This is a genomic window from Fructilactobacillus myrtifloralis (genome assembly GCF_024029335.1).
GTDB classification, from domain to species: Bacteria; Bacillota; Bacilli; order Lactobacillales; family Lactobacillaceae; genus Fructilactobacillus; species Fructilactobacillus myrtifloralis.
This window is the reverse complement of the sequence record NZ_CP097116.1, coordinates 799543-824189: the sequence shown is the minus strand read 5'-3', so window position 1 is coordinate 824189 and position 24647 is coordinate 799543. Positions and strand designations below refer to the sequence as shown.

The 24647-nt window shown below is 43.3% G+C and carries 20 protein-coding genes; 16 read left to right on the top strand and 4 right to left on the bottom strand.

What is annotated here, in order from left to right; genetic code table 11:
- Window positions 1-223 precede the first annotated feature (223 nt).
- Complete coding sequence (locus tag M3M35_RS07355) at window positions 224-352, bottom strand: hypothetical protein (RefSeq protein WP_274706342.1); 129 nt, start codon at window positions 350-352, stop codon at window positions 224-226.
- Window positions 353-1276: 924 nt separating this feature from the next.
- Window positions 1277-5134 carry a coiled-coil domain-containing protein gene (locus M3M35_RS04255; protein ID WP_252749442.1) on the bottom strand — a complete coding sequence of 1286 codons (3858 nt, stop codon included), beginning with the start codon at window positions 5132-5134 and terminating at the stop codon, window positions 1277-1279.
- 46 nt (window positions 5135-5180) lie between these two features.
- Between M3M35_RS04255 and M3M35_RS04250 the strand changes: the two genes are divergently transcribed.
- From M3M35_RS04250 to M3M35_RS04200, 11 genes are all read left to right on the top strand, one after another.
- Window positions 5181-5423, top strand: coding sequence for an LPXTG cell wall anchor domain-containing protein (locus tag M3M35_RS04250; RefSeq protein ID WP_252749441.1), 243 nt, complete (start codon window positions 5181-5183; stop codon window positions 5421-5423).
- A gap of 437 nt (window positions 5424-5860) precedes the next feature.
- Complete coding sequence (locus tag M3M35_RS04245; protein WP_252749440.1) at window positions 5861-6667, top strand: manganese catalase; 807 nt, start codon at window positions 5861-5863, stop codon at window positions 6665-6667.
- A gap of 462 nt (window positions 6668-7129) precedes the next feature.
- Window positions 7130-7900, top strand: coding sequence for a nicotinamide mononucleotide transporter family protein (locus M3M35_RS04240; RefSeq protein ID WP_252749439.1), 771 nt, complete (start codon window positions 7130-7132; stop codon window positions 7898-7900).
- Between the two features lie 304 nt (window positions 7901-8204).
- Complete coding sequence (locus M3M35_RS04235) at window positions 8205-9221, top strand: ABC transporter ATP-binding protein (RefSeq protein WP_252749438.1); 1017 nt, start codon at window positions 8205-8207, stop codon at window positions 9219-9221.
- The gene (locus tag M3M35_RS04230; protein ID WP_252749437.1) at window positions 9218-10186 is read left to right on the top strand and encodes an ABC transporter ATP-binding protein; all 969 of its coding nucleotides are present in this window, start codon (window positions 9218-9220) and stop codon (window positions 10184-10186) included. The genes M3M35_RS04235 and M3M35_RS04230 overlap by 4 nt, the downstream gene beginning before the upstream one ends.
- 2 nt (window positions 10187-10188) lie before the next feature.
- Entirely contained in the window at window positions 10189-11148 is a 960-nt protein-coding gene (locus M3M35_RS04225) for an ABC transporter permease (RefSeq protein ID WP_252749436.1), read from the top strand.
- A 15-nt stretch (window positions 11149-11163) separates the two neighbouring features.
- A complete protein-coding gene (locus M3M35_RS04220; protein ID WP_252749435.1) occupies window positions 11164-12105 on the top strand; it encodes an ABC transporter permease in 942 nt (313 codons plus the stop codon).
- A gap of 79 nt (window positions 12106-12184) precedes the next feature.
- Window positions 12185-13972: an oligopeptide ABC transporter substrate-binding protein gene (locus M3M35_RS04215; protein ID WP_252749434.1), complete on the top strand. Its 1788-nt coding sequence runs from the start codon at window positions 12185-12187 to the stop codon at window positions 13970-13972.
- A gap of 473 nt (window positions 13973-14445) precedes the next feature.
- Complete coding sequence (locus M3M35_RS04210; RefSeq protein ID WP_252749433.1) at window positions 14446-15582, top strand: hypothetical protein; 1137 nt, start codon at window positions 14446-14448, stop codon at window positions 15580-15582.
- A gap of 15 nt (window positions 15583-15597) precedes the next feature.
- Window positions 15598-15924 carry a hypothetical protein gene (locus M3M35_RS04205; RefSeq protein ID WP_252749432.1) on the top strand — a complete coding sequence of 109 codons (327 nt, stop codon included), beginning with the start codon at window positions 15598-15600 and terminating at the stop codon, window positions 15922-15924.
- Window positions 15925-15986: 62 nt separating this feature from the next.
- Entirely contained in the window at window positions 15987-16385 is a 399-nt protein-coding gene (locus tag M3M35_RS04200; protein ID WP_252749431.1) for a hypothetical protein, read from the top strand.
- A 124-nt stretch (window positions 16386-16509) separates the two neighbouring features.
- Here M3M35_RS04200 and M3M35_RS04195 read toward each other — a convergent pair whose 3' ends face one another.
- Together M3M35_RS04195 and M3M35_RS04190 are read right to left on the bottom strand one after the other, a co-directional pair.
- Window positions 16510-18063, bottom strand: coding sequence for a multicopper oxidase family protein (locus M3M35_RS04195; protein WP_252749430.1), 1554 nt, complete (start codon window positions 18061-18063; stop codon window positions 16510-16512).
- 140 nt (window positions 18064-18203) lie between these two features.
- Entirely contained in the window at window positions 18204-19073 is an 870-nt protein-coding gene (locus M3M35_RS04190) for a LysR family transcriptional regulator (RefSeq protein ID WP_274706368.1), read from the bottom strand.
- A gap of 168 nt (window positions 19074-19241) precedes the next feature.
- Between M3M35_RS04190 and M3M35_RS04185 the strand changes: the two genes are divergently transcribed.
- The 5 genes from M3M35_RS04185 (at window position 19242) to M3M35_RS04165 (ending at window position 24641) form a co-directional block, all read left to right on the top strand.
- Window positions 19242-20900, top strand: a complete 1659-nt coding sequence (locus tag M3M35_RS04185) for a malolactic enzyme (protein ID WP_252749428.1) — start codon at window positions 19242-19244, stop codon at window positions 20898-20900.
- Between the two features lie 29 nt (window positions 20901-20929).
- Window positions 20930-21922, top strand: coding sequence for an AEC family transporter (locus tag M3M35_RS04180; protein WP_252749427.1), 993 nt, complete (start codon window positions 20930-20932; stop codon window positions 21920-21922).
- A 102-nt stretch (window positions 21923-22024) separates the two neighbouring features.
- Window positions 22025-22663 carry an HD domain-containing protein gene (locus M3M35_RS04175; protein ID WP_252749426.1) on the top strand — a complete coding sequence of 213 codons (639 nt, stop codon included), beginning with the start codon at window positions 22025-22027 and terminating at the stop codon, window positions 22661-22663.
- Between the two features lie 69 nt (window positions 22664-22732).
- Window positions 22733-23329: an HD domain-containing protein gene (locus M3M35_RS04170; RefSeq protein ID WP_252749425.1), complete on the top strand. Its 597-nt coding sequence runs from the start codon at window positions 22733-22735 to the stop codon at window positions 23327-23329.
- 136 nt (window positions 23330-23465) lie between these two features.
- On the top strand, window positions 23466-24641 hold the full coding sequence (locus tag M3M35_RS04165; RefSeq protein ID WP_252749424.1) for an NAD(P)/FAD-dependent oxidoreductase: 1176 nt from the start codon (window positions 23466-23468) through the stop codon (window positions 24639-24641).
- Window positions 24642-24647: the final 6 nt, after the last annotated feature.

Sequence of the window (24647 nt, the reverse complement as noted above, 5' to 3'; positions counted from 1 at the left end):
TCTCCGAATTTTACTTTGAAGATGTGGCACCAAAGGGAAGTATCGGGTATGGTAATAGCTTCACGATGGGGGATGGTTCTTCCAACGCAGCTTATGCATATAACAACCAAGCCGAATCATATCCAGCTGTCTACCTGCACATCCAAACAATGACGGTGGGAGATAACGTTAACTGGACTCAAACTGGGTTCCAATACTTTATTAACGGAACGCAATCCCAGGTTTATCCAAATGCCACCTTTACGTTTGGACAGAACTTCCACTTATCTGCTCCAATTACCACGCAACCAGGGGCAATTAATTTACGGAACAACCAAAAAGCAGTCTTTAATGCCGGTGCAGTTATTGACATTAACCAACGGATTAATGGTTCAGTAATCCAGCTTGCTGACAATTCTAGCGTGACGTTTATCTCACCAAAGGCAATGCACTTAGCCATCCAGGACTCGAACGGGAACCCGTTAGCTACCAATAATGGAATTATCTCTGGTCATGGAACCTTTACCATGGATAACTCCAGCATCGAAACTTGGAATGGGACTGATTCAAAGGCCAATAACCCAAGTGGGGATAACAAAGGAAGATTCGTTAAGTTACAAGTCAAGAATGGACAGGCAATTCTTACTGATCTAAACGGGAACCAAACCAATTCTTCATTGTTAAGCCAGAATACCCGTGAGTTGCAAACCGATGCTTTGCCAGTTGGAAAAGTTCACATTCAATATGTTGATCAAAACGGTAAAGTAATTAAAACGGTTGACTTGCAACCCGGTCAGGATGATTACATTGGGAAGTATGTTCCGCTAGACACGGACCAGTATGCTAACCAAGAAATGCCGAAACATTACATGTGGGGCTTAGGGAACCAGATTCCTAATTCTGCTAAGAGTGATGCGCAAAGTGGTGGTGATTCCACTAACAATGCCGATAATGGTGATGAAAACGGGCAAGCAACTGTTGCCATTCTGCCAATGGAAGGCCAAGAATACACGTACAAGATCTATGTATACGGGCAACCTAATAAGAACGTTACTTACCAATACGTTGATTCCATTACCGGGAAGGTAATTCCGACTGATGATGCAAATGCAGGTCAGGAAGCTAGTGGAACCAAGAATGCTCCTGCTAACTACGGGAATACAATTGATTGGACGGACCCATATTATTCAGTTGAAAATGCGCCTAAGGGTTATCACTATGCAGTCGGTAGAGAGCTAAATGGTAACAGTCAAACGACTAGTTCACTCGTTGGAGCTGATCCTCTGAATGTGAAGATTTATGTAATTTCTGATACGTATCCTTCAGAATCAACTTCGGCTAGTGCTAGTGACAGTGCTTCCAATTCAGATTCTACTAGCATTAGTACATCTGGAAGTGTTAGTGGTTCTGATAGTGTTAGCCAATCCGATAGTTTGAGTGCTTCGGATAGTGCGAGTGTAAGTGAATCAAATAGTTTGAGTACTTCAGATAGTGCAAGTAGCAGTGAATCCGATAGTTTGAGTGCTTCGGATAGTGCGAGTGTCAGCGCTTCAGATAGTTTAAGTACTTCAGATAGTGCAAGTAGCAGTGAATCCGATAGTTTAAGTACTTCAGATAGTGCGAGTGTCAGCGCTTCAGATAGTTTAAGTACTTCAGATAGTGCGAGTGTCAGTGCCTCCGACAGTTTGAGTATGTCGGATAGCGCCAGTGTTAGTGCTTCTGACAGCTTGAGTATGTCTGACAGTGCGAGTGTTAGTGCCTCTGATAGCTTGAGTATGTCTGACAGCGCAAGCGTCAGTTCATCCGACAGCTTAAGCATGTCAGATAGTGCAAGTGTTAGTTCATCTGACAGCTTAAGCATGTCAGATAGTGCAAGTGTTAGTTCATCTGACAGTTTAAGTATGTCCGACAGTGCAAGTGTCAGTTCATCCGACAGCTTAAGCATGTCAGATAGTGCGAGTGTCAGTTCATCCGACAGCTTAAGCATGTCCGATAGTGCGAGTGTCAGTGCCTCTGATAGCTTGAGTATGTCCGATAGTGCGAGTGCTTCTGACAATAACATGAGTACTTCAGATAGTTTGAGTATGTCTGACAGTGCGAGTGTCAGCTCATCCGACAGTTTGAGTATGTCCGATAGTGCGAGCGTCAGTTCATCCGACAGCTTAAGCATGTCAGATAGTGCCAGCGTTAGTGATTCAGATAGTTTGAGTACTTCAGATAGTGCAAGTGTTAGTTCATCTGACAGTTTAAGTATGTCCGACAGTGCAAGTGTCAGTGCCTCCGACAGCTTGAGTATGTCTGACAGCGCAAGTGTCAGTGCCTCCGACAGCTTAAGCATGTCAGATAGTGCGAGTGTTAGTGCTTCCGATAGCCTAAGCATGTCCGACAGCGCAAGTGTCAGTGCTTCTGATAGCTTGAGTATGTCCGACAGTGCAAGTGTTAGTTCATCAGACAGCCTGAGCATGTCAGATAGTGCGAGTGTCAGTGCTTCTGATAGCTTGAGTATGTCCGACAGTGCAAGTGTTAGTTCATCTGACAGCCTGAGCATGTCCGATAGTGCGAGTGTCAGTGCATCTGATAGCTTAAGCATGTCCAATAGTGCGAGTGTTAGTTCGTCTGACAGCTTAAGTATGTCCGACAGTGCAAGTGTTAGTGCTTCCGATAGCTTAAGCATGTCGAATAGTTTGAGCGCATCTGACAATAACATGAGTGCTTCAGACAGTTTGAGCATGTCAGACAGTGCGAGCGTTAGTGCCTCTGACAGCTTGAGTATGTCCGATAGTGCGAGTGTCAGTGCATCTGATAGTTTGAGCATGTCTGACAGTGCGAGCGTTAGTGCCTCTGACAGTTTGAGTATGTCCGATAGTGCGAGTGTCAGTGCATCTGATAGCTTAAGCATGTCTGACAGTGCGAGCGTTAGTGCCTCTGACAGCTTGAGTATGTCCGATAGTGCGAGTGTCAGTGCATCTGATAGTTTGAGCATGTCTGACAGTGCGAGCGTTAGTGCCTCTGACAGCTTGAGTATGTCCGATAGTGCGAGTGTCAGTGCATCTGATAGCTTAAGCATGTCTGACAGTGCGAGCGTTAGTTCATCAGATAGCCTGAGCATGTCAGATAGTGCGAGTGTCAGTGCATCTGATAGCTTAAGTATGTCTGACAGCGCTAGCGTCAGTGCATCTGATAGCTTAAGCATGTCCGACAGTGCGAGTGTCAGTTCGTCTGACAGTTTGAGTATGTCAGATAGTGCGAGCGTTAGTGCCTCTGATAGCTTGAGTATGTCCGACAGTGCGAGCGTCAGTGCATCTGACAGTTTGAGCATGTCCGACAGTGCGAGTGTCAGTGCTTCCGACAGCTTGAGCATGTCAGATAGTGCGAGCGTTAGTGCATCTGATAGCCTCAGCATGTCTGACAGTGCGAGTGTCAGTGCCTCAGATAGCTTGAGCATCTCCGATAGTGCCAGTGTTAGCTCATCTGACAGTACTAGTATGAGTGCTTCAAACAGTATTAGTGGATCAATGAGCGTTAGTGAATCATCTAGTGCGAGCGTGTCAGCGAGTGCGAGCGTTTCAACTAGCATGAGCAAGTCAGGCAGTGCGAGCGTGTCAGGCAGTGCCAGTGCTTCAACTAGCATGAGTAATTCATCAAGTGCAAGCGTTTCTGGTAGTGCCAGCGTTTCAACCAGCATGAGTAACTCATCGAGTGCAAGCGTGTCCGGCAGTGCGAGCGTTTCAACCAGCATGAGTAACTCATCGAGTGCAAGCGTGTCAGGCAGTGCCAGTGCTTCAACTAGCATGAGTAATTCATCAAGTGCAAGCGTTTCTGGTAGTGCCAGCGTTTCAACCAGCATGAGTAACTCAGCGAGTGCAAGCGTGTCCGGCAGTGCGAGCGTTTCAACCAGCATGAGTAACTCATCGAGTGCGAGCGTTTCTGGTAGCGCCAGTGCTTCAACCAGCATGAGTAACTCATCGAGTGCGAGCGTTTCATCAAGTGCCAGTGCTTCAACCAGCATGAGTAACTCATCGAGTGCGAGCGTTTCATCAAGTGCCAGTGCTTCAACCAGCATGAGTAATTCATCGAGTGCGAGCGTGTCCGGCAGTGCGAGCGTTTCAACTAGCATGAGTAACTCATCGAGCGCAAGCGTGTCCGGCAGTGCGAGCGTTTCAACTAGCATGAGCAACTCATCAAGTGCAAGCGTTTCTGGTAGTGCCAGTGCTTCAACCAGCATGAGTAATTCATCAAGTGCAAGCGTGTCCGGCAGTGCGAGCGTTTCAACTAGCATGAGTAACTCATCAAGTGCAAGCGTGTCCGGCAGTGCGAGCGTTTCAACTAGCATGAGTAACTCATCAAGTGCAAGCGTTTCTGGTAGTGCCAGTGCTTCAACCAGCATGAGTAATTCATCAAGTGCAAGCGTTTCTGGTAGTGCCAGTGCTTCAACCAGCATGAGTAACTCATCGAGCGCAAGCGTGTCAGGCAGTGCCAGTGCTTCAACTAGCATGAGTAACTCATCGAGTGCGAGCGTTTCTGGTAGCGCCAGTGCTTCAACTAGCATGAGTAATTCTACGAGTGCTAGCCTATCGATGAGTACTAGCAACTCGGCTAGCTTGAGTACTTCAGATAGTGCGAGTCTGTCGATGAGCACTAGCAACTCGGCTAGCCTAAGTACTTCAGATAGTTCCAGCTTGTCAATGAGTACTAGTAATTCAGCAAGTTTGAGTACTTCGGATAGTTCCAGCTTGTCGATGAGCACTAGCAATTCGGCTAGCTTGAGTACTTCAGATAGTGCTAGCCTGTCAATGAGCACTAGCAATTCGGCTAGCTTGAGTACTTCAGATAGTGCTAGCCTGTCAATGAGCACTAGCAATTCGGCTAGCTTGAGTACTTCAGATAGTGCTAGCCTGTCAATGAGCACTAGCAACTCGGCTAGTTTGAGTACTTCAGATAGTGCGAGCCTGTCGATGAGTACTAGCAACTCAGCTAGCCTAAGTACTTCAGATAGTTCCAGCTTGTCGATGAGCACTAGCAATTCGGCTAGCTTGAGTACTTCGGATAGTGCGAGCCTGTCAATGAGTACGAGTGACTCAGCTAGCTTGAGTATGTCCGACAGTACCAGCAATAGCCTTAGTACGTCGGTAAGTGTTAATAACTCAACTAGCATCAATAGTTTTGATGGAACGAGTGAGTCCACTAGTTCCTCAATTAGTGTGAGTGCTTCAACTAGCCAAAGTAACTCTGCCAGCGAAAGTGCTTCTACTAGCTTCCCGAACCATGAGAGTCATTCTAATCATGGAAACCATAATGGACAGCATCACAACAATGGCCATGCAACTAAGCAGCAAAAGTTACCACAAACAGGTAGTGATCAGCAAAATCTGACGTTGCTGGGCTTGTTGACGATGTTCCTAGCTGGATTGGGACTTAAACGGCGTAAACGTGACGAAAAGTAGTTCAACATTTAAATAAAAACCGGTAATGATTAGTAATGGTGTGGTTGCTTATTTACCAATTTAGTTTTTGGGATCTATTTCGATTTGACTATCGAAATAGATCCTTTTTTGATTGGCAAAATGGTTTTAGAAGTGAAGTTAAATTGTTAAGATTGGATCATCTGATTGATAATTATCTTTTAATTTTTATAATTTTTTGAGGAAATTTAGCTACGCTGGAAGCCTTGACTGGCAAGGGATTTGAGCGTTTTTAAATTCATGATTTAAATTTTTTTGAGAAAAAATGAGTTTTTTTGGTAGACAAGAAAAATGCGTAGTGATATATTTAATTGTGCGCGATAGATAAGTAGGCAACTGCTTAACGTGCGGCATGGAAACTATTGGTGAGTAAACCGATGAGAGTCGGTTACTCAAAGAACAGAAAGGATGTTTATTTTATGTTTAAACACACACGCAAACTACAGTACAACGCCAAACCTGATCGTCCAGATCCATTAATGGCTCGTCGGCTTCAAGAATCATTGGGTGGCCAATGGGGTGAAGTTACTGGTATGATGTCATACCTTTCACAAGGTTGGTCTTCAACTGGCGACGAAAAGTACAAGGATCTTTTATTAGATACTGGTACTGAAGAAATCGCCCACGTTGAAATGATTTCAACGATGATCGCCTACTTATTAGAAGGCGCTCCATTTAGCGAACAAGACGCTGCTTACGAAAAAGATCCTGCTTTGGCTTCTGTAATGGCTGGGATGGATCCAGAACACGCACTTGTTCACGGTATGACTGCTAGCTTGAACAACCCGAACGGTTTTGGTTGGAACGCTGGCTACGCTACTTCAAGTGGTAACCTTGTTGCTGACATGCGTTTCAACGTTACGCGTGAATCAGAAGCTCGTTTACAAGTTAGTCGTCTTTACTACATGACTGAAGACGAAGGTATTCGTGACATGCTTAAATTCTTGTTGGCTCGTGAGACTCAACACCAATTACAATTCATGAAGGCCCAAGAAGAATTAGAAGATAAGTACGGAGTAATCGTACCTGGTGATATGAAAGAAATCGAACACAAAGAATTTGCTCACGTATTGATGAACTTCTCCGATGGTGAAGGCTCACGTGCCTTTGAAGGACAAGTTGCTAAAGATGGTGAGAAATTCACTTACCAAGAAAACCCAGAAGCAATGGGTGGAATTCCTAAGACGAAGCCAGCTGACAAGCGTCTTCACAACGACCAAGGTTAATTCTTGGAACGTAATTAGGTTGACTAATTGGTTAAAAAAGACCGGATCTGCATTTGCAGATTCGGTCTTTTTTTGTTTATTTCTTTTTAACGGCGGCAGCAATTATTGTAATGATGTTAATAAGCCAGCGATGCAGCAGGACCATCCAAAGGATCCTTGAGGGGAATTATCCGCAACGATGGGAATTAAGTTAATGAGGGTGTGAGTTTTAGCGGCGTTCACAAAGATGTAAACGGGCACCAGCCAGCTAACGAATGTGAGTGCTAAAAGTAGATAAAAATAACCTTTTTTCACGGGAAAATCCTCCAATGTTTAAATTAGTTCTTAAAATAGCAAATTTATTTAAACAAAACAAGTGAATCGTTCTAGACTAAGGGCGAATCTAAACCTAAAGTGGGTTGCTATCCGCAAGTCGACCATTTTGTCGACACGCCACTTAAAAAACAAAAGGAGATTTTACTTATGCAAATGACTTCAAAGCGGAAAAACCAAATTATTAGATGGGCATATCAGACGGCTGGGTCCAACTGGTTTGACTATCTAGGGGTTGCACTGGTTTTAGTAGCCACGATTTCAGCTGGTTATTACGCCACGACACTGGCGCAATCGCCAATTCCTTGGTTACGGACCAGTAGTTGGAAGTGGTTCCCGTTGGGGATTGTATCGACCATTTCCGCCGTCCTTTCGGTTTTATCAACTCGGTACGTCGGCAAGATTAACAACCTTGGGAATTTGATTGGGTTCATTAACATTGTGATTGCCGGGTTTGTCGACTATGCGTTAGGGAACTTTGGCGCCATTTATACGTACCCGATTTCGTTCGTGCTCAACATGTTGGCTTGGTTCACGTGGCGCACAATTTTTAAAAACCGCAAGGGAATGGTTCCTCATGCTAAAGTAGTGATGCCTTTGATTGCGGGGTTAGCTGTGTTAGTTAGCTTTGGGATTAACTACTTCGCGTTTCGGCAGGTTAACTTTTTGTTCATCATGACGTCGTTGGTCTTCTCTTTTTCCCTGATGGCTGACACGTTAAACGTGTTCAAAGTGAAATCCCAGTGGACTGCTTGGGGTGTTTATAACGTGCTGCAATTGATTCGGAACGTAACGATGGGCAACTGGGCGAACGTCGGCAAGTACATTTACTACGTTTTGAACTCCATGATTTCTTTTGTGTACTGGAAGTTGACGGGGAAATCGTTGCGCCCTGCAGGGGGACAAACTGGCATCAATTAAATAACTAAATTGCGCCTTCTGATTAAGGGAAACCTCAATCAGAAGGCTTTTTTGTGTAAACAGTTGGATTAAGTTGAAATTTGATAATCAAAATTACCAAAAATTTAATTTTTTGAGTTTTTAAGTCATGATTTGATAATGCCCATTATATAAGGAATGAAATCGAATTCATAATGTGCCAAAAACGGTTAAGTTCGTTTTTTAGTTAAATAATTTGGTTAAACAAGGTTGTCAGTTAAGAAATCAAGTCATATAATGAGTGAAATTTAAATTAAAGTTAAGTTATTGGTTTGGAGACGATTTTATGACAGCACCGACGACAAAACGACAAACACTGCTCACAGTTAAGAATCTAACCACTTCATTTAAAATTGACGGGAAATTTTATCCAGCTATTTCTGAAATCAATCTGAAAATTAAACAGGATGAAATTTTAGCAATTGTGGGTGAATCTGGGTGTGGCAAGAGCACGTTGGTTAATTCAATCATGGGCTTGCAGGATCCAGCCGAAACGAAGATTAGTGGTGAAATTGAGTTTGAAGGACAAGATTTAACTCAGCTTGACGAACATACATACAATCAGATTCGGGGCGCCAAAATCGGAATGATCTTTCAAGATCCCCTATCGGCACTCGATCCCTTGAAGCGGATTGAAGAGCAGATTCAAGAAACGTTGATTTATCATACCGATTTAAACGCTCATGAACGGCATGATCGGGTGCTGGATCTGTTAGATCAGGTCGGGATTGCTGATTCAAAACGAACCGCCCATCAATTTCCGCATCAATTATCTGGGGGGATGCGACAGCGGGTCGTAATTGCAATTGCAATTGCCTGCAAACCGGATTTTATCATTGCTGATGAACCAACAACTGCTCTGGATGTTACGATTCAAGCTCAAATTCTAGACCTACTCCGCCACATTCAAACTGAAAACCACGCCAGCATCATTCTCATCACACACGACTTAGGGGTGGTTGCAGAGACCGCCGACTACGTCCACGTAATGTATGCCGGTAAGATCGTGGAAAAGGGCTCCGTAACTCAGGTTTTCAACCAACCTAAACATCCATACACCCGTTCATTATTAAAATCAATTCCCCAGGCGGACAGTGAAAACGATGATTTATATGTCATCCAAGGTTCAGTTCCATCGTTACAAAAGATGCCGAAAACTGGAGATGCCTTTGCTCCCCGGATTCCTTGGATTCCAGCTCGGGATCACGAGGAACATCCGAAAATGCATCGCTTAGCTGATGGACACGAAGTCCGTTGTACCTGTTATCAACATTTTTACTTTAAGGAGGAACGGGACTCATGAGCTTGTTAACGGTTAACAATCTAAAAGTTCACTTTCCCATTCGGGGCGGTTTTTTCAATCGTGTGGTTGACAAAGTTTACGCGGTTGACGGAGTGAGTTTTACGATCCAAGCAGGCGAGTCATTTGGGTTGGTTGGTGAATCTGGATCGGGAAAATCGACGACCGGGCGCACCATTATTGGACTGGAAAAAGCCACGGCTGGTCAAATTCAGTTTAACGGCCAGCCGGTTAATACCAAGCACGAACGGAAAAAGTTAAATTATGATCGAGAAGTTCAAATGATTTTTCAAGATTCCTTTTCAAGCTTGAATCCCCATAAGCGGATTGAAAGCATCATTGCCGAACCGTTAAAAAACTTCGAAAAGCTAACCCCCGAACAAGAAAAAATTCGGGTTTTACAACTAATGAAAACTGTGGGGCTTGCTCCAGATATGCTTTACAAATACCCTCATCAATTCTCTGGGGGTCAACGCCAACGAATTGGAATTGCGCGAGCTGTGGCCACGAACCCCAAGCTTATCATTGCGGATGAACCAGTTTCAGCGTTGGACTTATCGGTACAAGCCCAGGTTTTGAATTTTATGAAGCAGATTCAACGGGAACTAGGGATTTCCTACCTCTTTATCTCACATGATCTCGGGGTAGTGCGCCATATGTGTGATCGGATTGCGATCATGAATCGGGGACAAATCGTGGAAGTCGGGAGTCGCACAGATATTTATCAACATGCAAAACACATCTATACGCAGCGACTACTTGCTGCCATTCCGAGTACTAATCTATCCAAGCGACAGCAGAACTTAGAACATCGCCAAGCGGTTGAACGGAAATATCAAGCGCATAAGGACGATTACTACGATGAAACTGGACGGGCTTATCCAATGGTAGAAGTTAGTCCTGGACATCTAGTTTCGTTACCACCTAAGCAAGCTTTGCAGTACAAGCAATTAAAGGAGGATGACTAATCATGTGGAAAACAATTTTACGCCGAATCTTGATTATGATCCCTGAATTAATTGTTTTGAGTCTCTTGGTATTTTTACTGGCCAAAGCTATGCCTGGCGATCCGTTTACCGGTTCGATTAATCCGAAGAGTAATCCCGCTGAAATTCACCGGTTGATGGTTGCTAACGGACTCTTTGATCCGTGGTACGTGCAGTACTGGCACTGGGTCGTTAATTTATTCCACGGAAACTTAGGGATGAGTTACGAATATCAAATGCCAGTGGTGGATTTAATTAAGCAACGGGGACTTAACACGTTGTGGCTAGCCGTATTTACGATGATTTTAACGTATGTAATTGGACTACCATTAGGGATTTATGCCGGAAAGAACGAGGGCAAATGGTCGGATACGTTAATCCGAATCTATACCTACGTCACGATGTCGATTCCATTCTTTGTGGTCCTTGTCATTGGGATTTGGATCTTTGGTTATGCGCTCGGGTGGTTCCCAACCTCGGGATCCGTTGCTCCGAGTGTTTCGGGACTGGGTCCGACACTTTTATCCCGCTTGGAACACATTCTTTTACCGGGATTGCTTGGCGCCTTGTTTGGAACCGTGAACATTATTCAGTATCTACGTTCCCAGGTAATTGATTCCAAACACTCCGCCTTTGTGAAAACGGAAGTTGCCAAGGGGGTTCCCAGTCGGGATATTTATCGGCACCACATTTTTAGAAACTCAGTACTGCCGATTGCCGCCTTTGCCGGGTACTCGATTACGGGGCTACTAGCTGGGTCCATCTTTACCGAAATGATTTTCTCATACCCAGGCATGGGGCAACTGTTCTTAAATGCTGTGAACTACCGCGATTACACGGTTATCACGACGCTCGTGTTACTGTACGGATTCTTGAATCTGCTAGGCACTTTACTTTCAGACATTGTCTTGAGCATCGTGGATCCACGGATTCGAATTGAGTAGGAAGGAGGAGTGAAGATGGTAGATGAATTTAGTGGTCGCGACGAGTTAGCTGATGACGAGCTGTTAGAACTTTCTAAAGAAGCGGAAAGCGAAGCCACCCCAAGTACCGTGCGGGTGATGCTCAACGAATTTAAAGCCGACAAAGTAGCACTGGCTTCAGCGATCTTTATCGGGTTCTTTATTCTCTTAGTGTTAATCGGGTCCTTCTTCATCAACGTGCCCCAAATCATGCAGACCGATTTGATGGGTTACTACGCGAAACCCTTTACGAATTACATTTTAGGGGGCGATTCCTCCGGACGACCGATCTTTTCCCAACTGATTGTTGGCTCTAGAAATTCCATCTTAATTGCGATTGGGTTAACTGCCATTTCATCCACCTTTGGGGTGGGATATGGATTAGTGTCTGGCTACTACGGCGGATACGTCGATTTAACAATGCAACGGGTTTACGACTTCATGATGATTATCCCGATGTTAATGACCATTATCGTGTTAGTGACCATTATCCCTCACTATAATGCGATCACATTGACATTGTTGCTATCAATTTTTTACTGGATGGGAACGTCTCGCTTGATTCGGTCCAGTACGTTAGCTGAGTCACAAAAAGATTACGTAGCGGCTTCCAAGGTTTCCGGAACAAGTAACTTGAAAATTATGTTCCGGGAAATTCTCCCTAACATTTCGTCCCTAATTATCGTTGATACCACGTTATCATTCGCAGAAAATATTGGAGTTGAAACGGGATTATCCTACTTGGGCTTCGGACTTCCCGATGGCACCCCTTCACTAGGGACGTTGATTGCGAACGCCAACGATCCTAATAACATTACTCAGTACTGGTGGACGTGGTTACCGGCCGCTATAGAGATTATTCTCTTATGTTTAGCGATTAGTTACGTGGGACAGGTATTACGGCGCACGGCGAACGCTTCGCAACGACGCGGAAGTTAATTACTAAAGGAGGTGGTTACGAATTTTACTGCGGTTACGACGTTTACGAAACTTTAGCTTAAAGGAGGAAAAACAGACAATGAAGAGACGACACAAACTAGCTCTGTGGGGGAGCGTTGCCGTAGTGGCACTTTCACTGGCGGCCTGTTCTAACGGTGGCAGCGATGCGACTGCTAAAACGCCTAAACTTCCACAAACTTATAGTGCTGCAGGAAAAGCAGATTCTAAGGCTAACGATGGGACTTTGAAAATCGGTGAGGTTTCTCAATCTCCGTTTACTGGGATTTCCGATCCAATTTTAGCGAACGATAAAACGGATGCAGATGTTTTTCTCCCTGGAGGACAAAACAACCTGTTTGCCACCGATAATAACTACAAAATTAAAGATGGCGGTTTGGCAAACCTTCGTTTAAACCGGAAAAATAATACGGCAACAATTACCTTGCGCAATAATGCCAAGTGGTCGAATGGGATGCCGGTTACAGCGAAGGACGTGGAATACGCTTACGAAGTGCTGGCCAATCCGCAAACAAAATCACAACAGTATTCAGATGACTTTGAACACATCAAGGGAATGAAGGATTACCACGACGGAAAGGCCGATAAGATCGCCGGAATTACGTTCCCAGATGGAGAAAAAGGTAAGAAAACGGTTATTCAATATGATCGGATCACGCCAGCCATGCAGTATTCTGGTAACTACTTTATGTGGGGCTCAGTTGAACCGTATGAATACTTGAAGGACGTTAAGATTCCGGATCTCGTTGCTTCTGATAAAATTCGGAAAACTCCGATCTTTACCGGTGCTTACAAACTTGACAAAGTGGTTGAAGGGGAGTCAACGAGTTGGAGTCCAAACAAGTATTACTGGGGTAAAAAGGCGCACATCAAACACATCAACATTCAAATCGTTTCACCAAGTAACGTGACGGCGGCATTGAAAGCGAAGAAGTATGACTTTACCCAGGGAGTCCAATCTGCGGCTGACTATCCAAAGATTGCCAAAATGAGTAATTACCAAGTGGTTGGTCAACCAGAATTGGGGTACTACTACTTCGGCTTTAACCTTGGACACTTCGACACTAAGACCAACAAGCAGGTTACGGACAAGAACAAGAAGATGAACAACAAGAACCTTCGTCAGGCCATGATGTATGCCATCGACCAGGATGAAGTTGCTAAGAAATTTGGAAACGGGGTTGCTTGGCGAGCTAATACCTTGATTCCACCGGTGTTTAAGAAGTACTACGACAAACAGGCTAAAGGATTCCCATACGATGAAGCCAAGGCCAATAAGCTGTTGGATCAAGCCGGTTACAAGAAGAAAGGGAAGTGGCGGGTTCAACCAAATGGGAAACCATTGGAAATTAACTTTGCGGCGCCAAATAGTTCCGAAGCTTCAAATGCTACTAGTAAGTATTACGTTCAGCAATGGCGGAAGTTAGGCCTGAACGTGAAGTTTACCTCTGGTAAGTTGATGGAAGGAAACAGTTATCTAGCTGCATTGAGAAAGCCTGATAACAAAGACATTGATGTTTGGCGGGGCGGCTTCTCGGTTAGTTCTGAACCAACGCCAACTGCACTTTACGGTCAAAGTGCACCATTTAATATGGGTCACTTCGTTTCCAAGCAAAACACGCAATTGATGAACAACATGAATAACGATAAGGCTTGGAACGATCAGTACCGGGCTAAACAGTTCAAAGACTGGCAGGAATACATGAATAAGGAAGCAGCTTATGCACCAAGTTCATTCTCGCTAGACTGGCAGCCAGTTAACAAACGGGTGAAAGGCTACAGCATTAAACCGGATGATAGCGACAACCAATTTAGTAACTTGCAACTTACGCAAACTGATCTCAAATAAGATGAATATTTTAACTCCGGAGCAATCATCTTGCTCCGGAGTTTTTTTAACCAGGAAAAAGATACACAGGAGAAAAAAATAACCGAGTAAAAATCTACTGGGAGAATGTCCAAGCTCGTTAGATAACCTAGATTAGCTGATTAGTATTATGGTTTTTGTGATTTATTATTTCTTTGTTAGTTTATATTTGAAGTAGTTATATAATTTCATACGAATAAATTCAAAAATTAAGCTTTAATTATTGGTGCATAAAATTAAGTATATGTTCATATTAAAAGAATAAACTATTCATTTTATGCACCAATAATTTTTTTGACTGATTATAAAAATGAATTTAATTGTCGTTTTATAGTTGTTGTAATTAAATTGTTTTGTTACAATATTGGTGCATAAAATTAAGTATATATTCATATTAAAAGAATAAATAATTCATTTTTTGCACCAATATTATCCTGATAGGAGATGAAATAATTTTGAGTACTTTTGATAAATATATACACCGTTTTGAAATTACAACTGGTTTAAAATGTGAATATAAAATAATTGAAAACAATAAGTACACTCCTTTATATATAAAAAAAAATTTCATTTTATTGAAGATTAACTTATTAGATACAGATTTTATTGCTTTGTTTTCAGATAACGCATCTTCTGAGGATTCTGTTAGGGCGATGTCTGTTATAAGAAAAAATTTCATTAAGTATCCTATAGCTTTATTTTCAAATAAAATTCGTGAAATAGATAAAAAAGTATTCTTAAATAGGGGTATTCCTTTTTTTTGTTCTAATGGTGAAATGTTTTTACCTTTTTTAGGTACTAGATTATATTCATTTAAGTCTATTAATAATAAATCAAGACTAAGTAGATATAGCCAAGAAATATTTGTATTATTATTATATATAATACAATCTGTAAATAAAAATGAATCAAAAATAAATATTACAAGATATGATTCTCCTATTAATGTATATAATAATAAAATTGGGTTTACTGGTGGAGACGAATTTATTAAGTATTTTGAAAAATACATTGATATAAGAAATCGCTCAACATTGTCAAGATCTTTAAGTGAATTAGAGGAGCAATCAATTATATCTTCTATTGGGAACACTAGGAATAAAGAATATTTTATTGGTCTTGACTCTTATTCTTTATTGATGAATTATAAAGAATTATTAAAAAATCCTTTGTATAAAAAAAAATATTATATAAGCGAAAATCTTGAAAATGAAATGAATGAATTTTTTGATCATAATCAGTTAAAGGATTTCGTATATGTTGGGGACATGGCTCTTTCTAATTCTTCAATGATATCTGAACACAGTTATTCAGAAATATCATTATATCAAAAAGAAAATAAAGTTCTAAAGGATATTGTTGATGCTAGTACAACTGCTAAATTTGATGATTGGATATATGATCTTAAATATATATTGCAGTTTTCAAAGTATGATTTATTAAAATATAATAAATTTTATAGAGATTTTGTAGACTTTTCATATCCTAAGAAAACCATTGATCCCATAAATTTATTTTTAAGTCTTGATGATAAAAATGATGAAAGATTGATAGATGGTATTAATGAACTAGTCGATAATAGATTGAAATAAAGGAGACAATTAATTATGATTTATGAACGATTTTTTAATACACTAAGAAATTTCCAAGATGATTATGTTCTCATTGGTGGGAATGCAGCTTCTGTCTTAATAGGAAATCAAGGTGGTGATTTTAGACAAACCCAAGATTATGACATTGTTGTTTTATTTGAAAACATAAAAGATGATTTCCCAAAAGTTTTTTATAAATATATAAAAGAAAATGAATATGAGCATTCTGATAAAAAAATGATGATAATAGTCAATTCTATAGATTTAAAAATCCCAAAAGTAGTGATGCTCCTAAACTTATTGAATTGTTTTCAAGAGTTCCGATTGATTTTTATCCATTAAAAAAAACAAATCAAAAAACTCCTCTTCCTTTTTCCCCTGATCCCAGTTTATCTGCAATTATCTTGGATGATGATTACTACGAATTATTAAAAATGGGAAGAGAAACTATAGAATATAATGATGTTTATATTTCTACTATAAAAATACCCTATTTAATTTTATTAAAAGCTAAAGCTCACTTGGACATATCAAACAGAGGAAAAATATTTAATCATGCTGATAAAACAAAGCATAGAAATGATATATTCAGATTGATACCCTATATTGATTTAGAGCATGATTACGATATAGAAAAAGTTCCTAAATCCATCTTAGAGGATTTAAATTCTTTTATAATTTTAATTAATCGAGATACAGACGTTAATAAAAACTTATTGCACAATCTTAAAGTTGATAAAATCATAACTGTTGATGAAATTAAAGATACTCTTAATAAAATGGCTGGTAACGAAGAAATATAATTATCATATTTTTTATTTAATACAAATTATATGAGTTGTATTCACAAAAATAATTTTAACTACAACAAAAGCGTCACAACTGACATTCTTAGTCGGTTGTGACGCTTTTTTAGTAATCATTAAATTAACACATGTCCATGCCCATCTTGCGGTAGGATTCCAAACTCTTGATTTTCAAGTCTTCTGGACGACAGTGCCGTTCTTTAGCTAAGGCATCCATCAAGGTTTTCATGTCCATCAGTTTGTATTTCTTGTGCGGATCATCCTTGGTGTAAACCTGTAGTTGCGCCATCATTCCCCCATCTTCGTGTTCGATGATGTGGCAGTGATACATGAAGACCCCAGGGAGGTTAAACTTCATCTTCACCCGCACGGTTTCGCCCGCGTTGACTCCAATGGTATCTTTGTAACCGCGTTCGTTGGGATATGGTGCCTTTCCATTCCGTGAAACCACCATGAACTGGCCACCGTGGGAGTGGTAGGGGTGAATCATTCCCCCACAACAATCGTTAGTATTCGTGATGTCCCAGTATTCGGATTTTCCGAGTTCTTGCCGGTCATCAATCCGCATCATACCAAACTTTTTCCCGTTGATTTGAACTTCTTCGTCAGTTCCAGACATTACTACTTGGTGGACCAAGGAGTCTTTGTCAGGATCTGGATACTCAACGTCAGCAAGGTGATCCGGAATTTCCGTGTCATCCTTGGCGAATTCGTGAATCTTGAACTTGAGGATCGGCGTGTCATCAGAGTACAAGGTCACTTCATCACCTGGTTTGTACTTACCAAAGTCTAGAACAACTTCCGTCCGTTCGGCACAGGTCATCATTAACTTGGTTAGGTAAACTGGTTCAGGCAGTAGGCCACCGTCAGAAGCGATTTGGGTCATCACCATGTCATCGCTGAGGTGCAAGCGCCATTCCCGCCGGTTCGAACCATCTAAGAATCGTAACCGCAATTTTTGCGTAGTAACGTCGAAGTAGGGATTTACCGTTCCGTTAATTAAGGCCGTTGGACCGGCAGTTCCATCTGGATCGTAGTCATCGTCGTAGTTCCACTGGTTGTGTTCGTCAAACCGGCGGTCTTGTAAGATCACTGGAATGTCATCGACACCGTAGTTCCGTGGCAATGGCAACGTGGCTTCGTGTTGGTCTTTGACGACCACCGCACAAGCTAAACCATGCCAAACGTCCCAACCAGTTAAAGGACACGGATGAGCGTGCAACCACGTCGTTGCAGCTGGTTGGTGGATCGGAAATTCGATTTCCTTAGCTTCACCAGGGTAAACAGGCGCGTGACAACCACCGTCAATGTAAGGACCAGAAACGTCTAGACCGTGCCAGTGGTAGGTAGTTAATTCGGGAAGACTATTTTTTAAGGTTACATGGTAGTTTTTACCATCTTCATAAATAATCGTTTTCCCCAACAAACTTTGATTGTAGCCCCAGGTTTTGGTTGGTTCACCCGGTAAAATTTGGGTTTCTCCCGTTTGGGCTTCTACTGTATACCAAACATCATTCCCTTCGACCTTGTCTGGTTTGAGTAATTCGGGGATGTTAAGTTTACTTTCAGGAGCATCATGCTTTTCCAACGGAACGTAGCCGCCATCGTGGTAATCATAAGCGGATTCGTTGAAAAAGTAATCAGTATAAACGTGGTGCTTTGCTTGATCTTCCATTGTTTTCCACCCTTTCTGTTGGTTCCACTTTAGTTTACTACAATTCCAAATTGGATAAAGCCTTTTTTTAAGCTTCTGGAAAAAATAATGTTACGACTCACCTTATTCCTAAACTAAAGTAAGTAATTACTAAGCATTGCTTACTGGGCTTGGATGTGATTGCTTAAGACGGCAATCAACGACTGTTCCTTCGGGGTGAGCACGTGGCTTTTGCGGTAGGCAACCGAGACGTAAAAGGGGGGAAGTTCATCGTCTGCAATCGTGATGGCCACTAGGTCATCACTAGGTTGAATGGCTTCGTCTGTGAGGAGCGCGGCCCCCACTCCCCGGCTGACTAACTGTTTGAGTAATTCCACGTCACTAGTAGTGTAGCTAACGTGGACGTGTAAACTGTGCTCTTTCAGGAGATCGGCAAAGACCTGCTGGTGGATGAAGCCGGGGGTAAAGGTGATAACATCCTGGTTTTCTAGGTCTTTGATTTTGACGCTTGGCTGTTGTGCTAACGGGGAGTCCTTAGCCACGATTAGTTTGAAGGCACTCTGAGCGACAACCTGGGCTTCAATTGTGGGGCTTTCGAGGGGCGTGGCCGAACCTAATAGTGCCACATCGACGCTCCCCTTTTTGAGCCGTTCGAGTAGGGATGCTGAACCACCCTCTACGTGGTCAAGACTATCGAGAATTCCATCGGAACGCAGGGTGACGGCAAGCTCTGGAAAGTAATAATGGGCAATGATTGGCGGCATCCCAAAGTTAATGTGTTCTCCACTTTGGTCATCCATATCCCGTTGGATTTCTTTAATCTGAGTGGCAATTTTGCGGGTGTGGGTGTAGAGGGTCGCCCCCGCTTGGTTAATTTTGATGTGGTGGTGGGACTGGTTACGATTGATTAATTCCGTGTTAAATTCATGCTCCAGCCGGTGGATGGCGATTGAAATTGTCGGCTGACTTACGCCAAAATATTCGGAAACCTCCGTGTAACTCTGGAGTTCCACCAGCTTATTAAAATAAATTAGGTCTTGGAGTTTGATGTCGGCACCTCATATAAATGATATTTATGGAAACTAGAAGTTTGACTATTATTTTTGTCCTGCCGTAAGATAGGTATGTTTAAAATAGATAATTTGGATGATAACTTCATTACTGTACCTATTATACTACGAACAAAGGAGTTTTAGCTTATGACAAAGAGCCAAGCAATCGTTAACAATCCCTTTTTGAACAAGGGGACTGCGTTTACGGAAGCAGAACGAAAAGCTTTAAACCTGGAAGGAATGCTACCACCACGCGTTCAAACCCTCGATCAACAGGTAGAACGAGTTTACGCTGAATACCAACAAAAGAGTAACGACCTGGAAAAACGGGTTTACTTGATGAGTATTTTCAACGAAAACCGGGTGCTATTTTACGCAACGTTTGCTAAGCACGTTAGTGAATTCATGCCCGTGGTTTACGACCCAACGATTGCAGAATCAATTGAAAACTACAGTCGGATGTACGTAAACCCTCAAAATGCCGCTTTCTTGTCAATTAACGATGGAAGTCGCGAAACGATTCGGCAAAGTTTACTTAACGCTGCTGAAGGTCGTGACATCGAACTGTTAGTTGTGACTGATGGGGAAGGAATTCTCGGAATCGGTGACTGGGCAACCCAAGGAATTGACATTCCGGTTGGGAAGCTAATGGTTTACACAGCAGCTGCTGGAATTGATCCTGCGAAGGTCTTACCAGTTGTCTTAGATGCCGGAACGACCCGGGATTCATTACGCAACGATCCATTATACGTTGGTTTAGATCAAGAACGGGATTACTCTGACAAGTACTATCAATTTGTTGATAATTTTGTTCAAGAAGCCGAAGATCTCTTCCCGAACCTGTACCTGCACTTTGAAGACTTTGGGCGGGCTAACGCTGCTAACATTCTTGATAAGTACAAGGATCAATTCTTGGTCTTTAATGATGACATCCAAGGAACGGGAATCATCGTGTTAGCCGGAGTACTGGGCGCCTTAAACATCTCCGGGGAAAAGATGACGGACCAAACTTACCTCTGTTACGGAGCTGGAACTGCCGGAGCCGGAATTGCACAGCGGGTCTGTGAAGAAATGGTGCAAGCAGGTCTCTCTGAAGCAGAAGCTAAAAAGCACTTCTACATGGTTGACAAGCAAGGACTCTTGTTTGATGACATGCCTGATTTAACCCCTGCTCAAAAAGAATTTGCACGGAGTCGTTCCGAATTTGAAAACAGTGAAGATTTAACTGATCTGCTTTCAATTGTGAAGGCAGTGCAACCAACTATCATGGTTGGAACTTCAACGAACCCGGGGGCCTTCACGGAAGACGTTGTGAAGGAAATGGCTGCCCACACGGAACGGCCAATTATTCTACCAATCTCCAACCCAACCAAGTTATGTGAAGCTACGGCTGCAGACTTGATTAAGTGGACTGACGGTCGGGCCTTAGTTGCTACCGGGGTTCCAAGTGATCCCGTTGAATACAATGGAGTTACTTACGAAATTGGTCAAGCTAACAACGCCTTGGTTTACCCAGGAATTGGTTTAGGTGCAATCGCTGCTACGGCCACTACGTTAAATGATGAAATGATTAGTGCGGCAGCTCACTCACTCGGTGGAATTGTTGACCCAAGTCAACCAGGGGCTGCGATCTTACCACCAGTTGATCAATTAACTAAGTTCTCGCAAACGGTTGCGAATGCGGTAGCGCAAAGCGCAGTTGATCAAGGGGTTACTCGAGAAAAGATTAGTGACGTGAAGGGTGCAGTTGAAAACGAAAAATGGTACCCCGTTTACACTGATCTCACTAATTTAGCTAACAAATAAAACGATTAATTTAGGAGGATTGAGCGTCAATGACAGCGTTTTTAACTTCATTGTCAAGTGTCGGTGAAATCGTCCTCGTTATTGCCTTAGGTTACTGGTTACGGAAATCGGGCCGATTAGGCGACACTTTCAAAGGTAGCATTTCATACATTATTATGAACATTGCGCTACCAGTTTCGATTTTTATGTCCGTGGTTACTAATTTAAACCGGGATAAATTGATTAGTCTGTCCAGCGGGTTGCTGTACGTCTTCATCAGTTTCTTCCTCGGTTATTTAGTTGCCATCGCCATGGTTTATCTGTTCAAGATTCGCAAGGGACGGCGGGGAACGTTCGTTAACATGGTCGTGAACGCGAACACCATCTTCATCGGAATGCCGTTAAACATGGCTTTGTTCGGTGATAAAGGGTTACCGTACTTCCTGCTGTACTACCTGATGAACACGATTTCAACCTGGGCCATCGGGATCTTCTTTATATCTGCTGATGATCCAACGAAGACCAAGGCTGATCGCGGATCGGCGAAGTTTAACTGGAAGAAGTTACTGCCCGCTCCGTTGATTGGGTTCTTAGTGGCCCTCGTTTGGTTGATTTTGGGCTTGCCAATTACTTTCATCGTGGAACCACCGGCTTTCCCAATGCTCGGAAAGACCTTCACGATGATTGGTGGCTTAGTAACACCACTGTCCTTGATTTACATTGGGATTATTCTAGCCGATGCCGGCTTGAATTCCATCCACTTTGACCGGGATACCATCCTGGCCCTCGCTGGTCGGTTTGTTCTTGCTCCCGCAATCATGATTGGGGTGCTAATGGCCTTTACTGGAATGGGGGCCAGCGTTCCGAGTGCTGAATTGAGTACCTTTGTGATTCAATCTGCCGCTCCTGGACTGGCTGTGCTTCCAATCTTGGTTGGAAACGCCCATGGAGACGTCGATTACGCTACAAACGTAGTTGTTACCAGTACCGTCCTCTTCGTGGTTGTGGTTCCAATTTTAATGGAAATCATTACGTTCCTATAAGATGACAAATTAAAAGAGGTTTGCTGTAAGTAGCAAGCCTCTTTTTGTGTTTCAAGGGGATTTATGGCAGAATTAAACAGATATAATGAAGGGGTTTAAACGATGACAGATAAACTAACAGCCGTAGCTGATTTTGCACAGACAACGATGGCCGGGGATCAATCCGGGCATGGCTATGATCACGTTGAACGGGTGGTAAACTTGACGCGCCAGTTATTAGCCGAAAATCCGGCGAACGGTGAGATTGCGTTAACCGCCGCCTATTTGCACGATTGCTTTGACGAAAAATTAACTTCGGATCCAGATGCAGCCCGCGCGCGGGTCACGGAGCAGTTAACCGACATTGGGTATCAACCAGCAGCAATTACAGCGATCCTTGCGATCATTGATCACATGTCATTTGCGGCTAACCTAGAGCACCACCAACAGTTGAGTCCCGAGGGTCAACTTGTGCAGGATGCCGACCGCCTGGATGCCTTAGGAGCAATTGGGATTGCCCGCACCTTTGCGTATGGTGCCGTGCACGGCTATGCGATGTATGACCCCCAGGTTCGGCCCCGGACCAACCTGACTAAAGCCAACTACCGGCAACCCGAAACGACGATTAACCATTTTTACGAAAAGTTGTTTAAACTGCCGGAGCAAATGAATACGGTGACGGCTCGCCGGCTCGGGAACGAACGCAAGCAGTACATGCAGGAGTTCGTGGCAGAGTTTAAGGCGGAATGGAACGAGCTGTAGCTGTTAAGAAAAGGGGGGCGGATGATGAAACGGCGGTTAGCACACGTTCAAGCTTATGTGCAAGCATAGATGGCTGCGGATCACACGGGTCATGATGTAGCCCATGTAAACCGGGTCGTTAGCCTTGCCCGGCAGTTGTTACAAACGGAACCCGCAAATGAGGAACAAACCCTTGTGATTGCCTACCTGCACGACGTGGGTGATGAAAAATTAACGGAGACGCCCGCCAGAAAACGGCGGGAAGTCAGTGCTAAGTTACGAGAGTGGGGCTATCCGCCGGCTCTCGTTACGAAGATCATGGCAGATATTGACCACCTGTCGTTTGCTAAGAACTTAGAGCATTCCTATCATTTGGATCGAGCCGGGCAAATTGCTCAGGATGCCGATCGCTTGGATGCCCTAGGACCAATTGCGATTGCCAGGACCTTTGCCTACGGCGCCATTCATGACTTACCGATGTATGCTCCGGAAAATGATCCGGCAGTGCTCAACACGAAGCAAGCATATCGACAGGCTCGTGATACCTTCCACCACTATCAAGTTCGAGCAGAACGAGTAGTTGACCAGTTAAATACCCCAACTGCCCGCCGGTTAGCTGCCCCACGAATGGCAGTGACCCGGCGGTTTTTGGCGCGGTTTAGTGCAGAGTGGCAAGGGGATGCTTAAGTAGCAGCGTTGGGAACTACTGGTGCTAGAACGAACTGGCAAAAATTAACCGCTGGTAGATTTGAGAATGTGGTAAGATTAAGTGGTAAAAGAGATTCTAAACTAGTAACAATCTCGTGAAATGGAGGTAGAGAGCATGAAAAAAGTGTTAGTCCTAGGGGCTGGCTATGCTGGGTTACGCGCCTGTAAACGGTTGGCAAAGAGTAAACAGGATCTAGAGGTAACCCTCGTTGACCGCACCCCGTATCATTATGATGCGACCCAACTGTATCGCGTTGCAGCTGGTAGCATTCCCGCAGCCAAGATTATGTTTCGGATTCCGGACCTGATTAGTCCTAAAATCAAGTTTATCCAAGATGAAGTCCAGGTTATTAACGGGGAGCAAAACACGGTTACTATGGCCGAGCATGGCGAAATTGGGTATGACTACTTATTTAATGGGCTCGGGTTTGAACCCGAAACGTTTAACACTCCCGGAGCGGCGACCGATGGCTTGCAAATTAGTAACATTGAAAACTCCACTCGTGATGCCGAAGCGTTACAAACGGCCTTGGAACAGTATGCCCAAACCAAGGATCCCAAGTTTTTACGCGTAGTAACGGTTGGTGGGGGTTTTACCAGCATCGAACTGATTGGTGAATTAGTACATATGGTTCCAAAGTGGGCCAAGCAGTATGGGTTTAAGCGCGATGACTTTCAGATTACCTGTATCGCGCCGAATTTCTTAGGCATGTTTAACGAAAAACAAGCTACATATGCAAAACGATACTTAGAGAAAAAGGGCGTTCAGTTTATACTGGGCGTTACTGTTAACGAAGTGACCGATGACGGAGTCTTCTATGGAGACGATAACCAGTTTATCGAAGCAGCCCGGGTCTTTTGGACTGCGGGGGTCAAGGGGAGCGATGTGATTGCGGCCTCTGGCTACGAGGAACACCGAAACCGGGTACTGGTTAACGATGACATGAGTTTAACGGCTTATCCGAACCAATACTTGATTGGAGACGTTTCCGCCGTCAAAGAACCGCAGTCGGGTCGGGTTTACCCCACGACCGCCCAGATTTCGATTTATGAAGCTAGCAACGCTGTGGCTAACTTCGAAAATAAACTAGCTGGAAAACCAATCGTTCCGTTCAACTATCATTCATTAGGAACCGTTTGTTCACTGGGTCCTTACAACGCCGTAGCTGATGTTGCGCTCGGTGGTTTAAGTGTGAAAATTAACGGATTCCCAGCGGCAGTGTTGAAAAACATCATCTTTAAACGCAGTAGTTATGAACTATCTGGATTGAAAATGATGCTCCAAAGTTAATTGAAA

Coding starts and splice junctions, on each gene's coding strand:
- M3M35_RS04165 (WP_252749424.1), top strand. CDS start 23,466: ATGAAAAAAGTGTTAGTCCTAGGGGCTGGCTATGCTGGGTTACGCGCC.
- M3M35_RS04225 (WP_252749436.1), top strand. CDS start 10,189: ATGTGGAAAACAATTTTACGCCGAATCTTGATTATGATCCCTGAATTA.
- M3M35_RS04220 (WP_252749435.1), top strand. CDS start 11,164: ATGGTAGATGAATTTAGTGGTCGCGACGAGTTAGCTGATGACGAGCTG.
- M3M35_RS04235 (WP_252749438.1), top strand. CDS start 8,205: ATGACAGCACCGACGACAAAACGACAAACACTGCTCACAGTTAAGAAT.
- M3M35_RS04205 (WP_252749432.1), top strand. CDS start 15,598: ATGATTTATGAACGATTTTTTAATACACTAAGAAATTTCCAAGATGAT.
- M3M35_RS07355 (WP_274706342.1), bottom strand. CDS start 352: ATGTCAATAACTGCACCGGCATTAAAGACTGCTTTTTGGTTGTTCCGT.
- M3M35_RS04170 (WP_252749425.1), top strand. CDS start 22,733: ATGGCTGCGGATCACACGGGTCATGATGTAGCCCATGTAAACCGGGTC.
- M3M35_RS04240 (WP_252749439.1), top strand. CDS start 7,130: ATGCAAATGACTTCAAAGCGGAAAAACCAAATTATTAGATGGGCATAT.
- M3M35_RS04195 (WP_252749430.1), bottom strand. CDS start 18,063: ATGGAAGATCAAGCAAAGCACCACGTTTATACTGATTACTTTTTCAAC.
- M3M35_RS04255 (WP_252749442.1), bottom strand. CDS start 5,134: ATGCTAGTTGAGTTATTAACACTTACCGACGTACTAAGGCTATTGCTG.
- M3M35_RS04185 (WP_252749428.1), top strand. CDS start 19,242: ATGACAAAGAGCCAAGCAATCGTTAACAATCCCTTTTTGAACAAGGGG.
- M3M35_RS04245 (WP_252749440.1), top strand. CDS start 5,861: ATGTTTAAACACACACGCAAACTACAGTACAACGCCAAACCTGATCGT.
- M3M35_RS04230 (WP_252749437.1), top strand. CDS start 9,218: ATGAGCTTGTTAACGGTTAACAATCTAAAAGTTCACTTTCCCATTCGG.
- M3M35_RS04175 (WP_252749426.1), top strand. CDS start 22,025: ATGACAGATAAACTAACAGCCGTAGCTGATTTTGCACAGACAACGATG.
- M3M35_RS04180 (WP_252749427.1), top strand. CDS start 20,930: ATGACAGCGTTTTTAACTTCATTGTCAAGTGTCGGTGAAATCGTCCTC.
- M3M35_RS04215 (WP_252749434.1), top strand. CDS start 12,185: ATGAAGAGACGACACAAACTAGCTCTGTGGGGGAGCGTTGCCGTAGTG.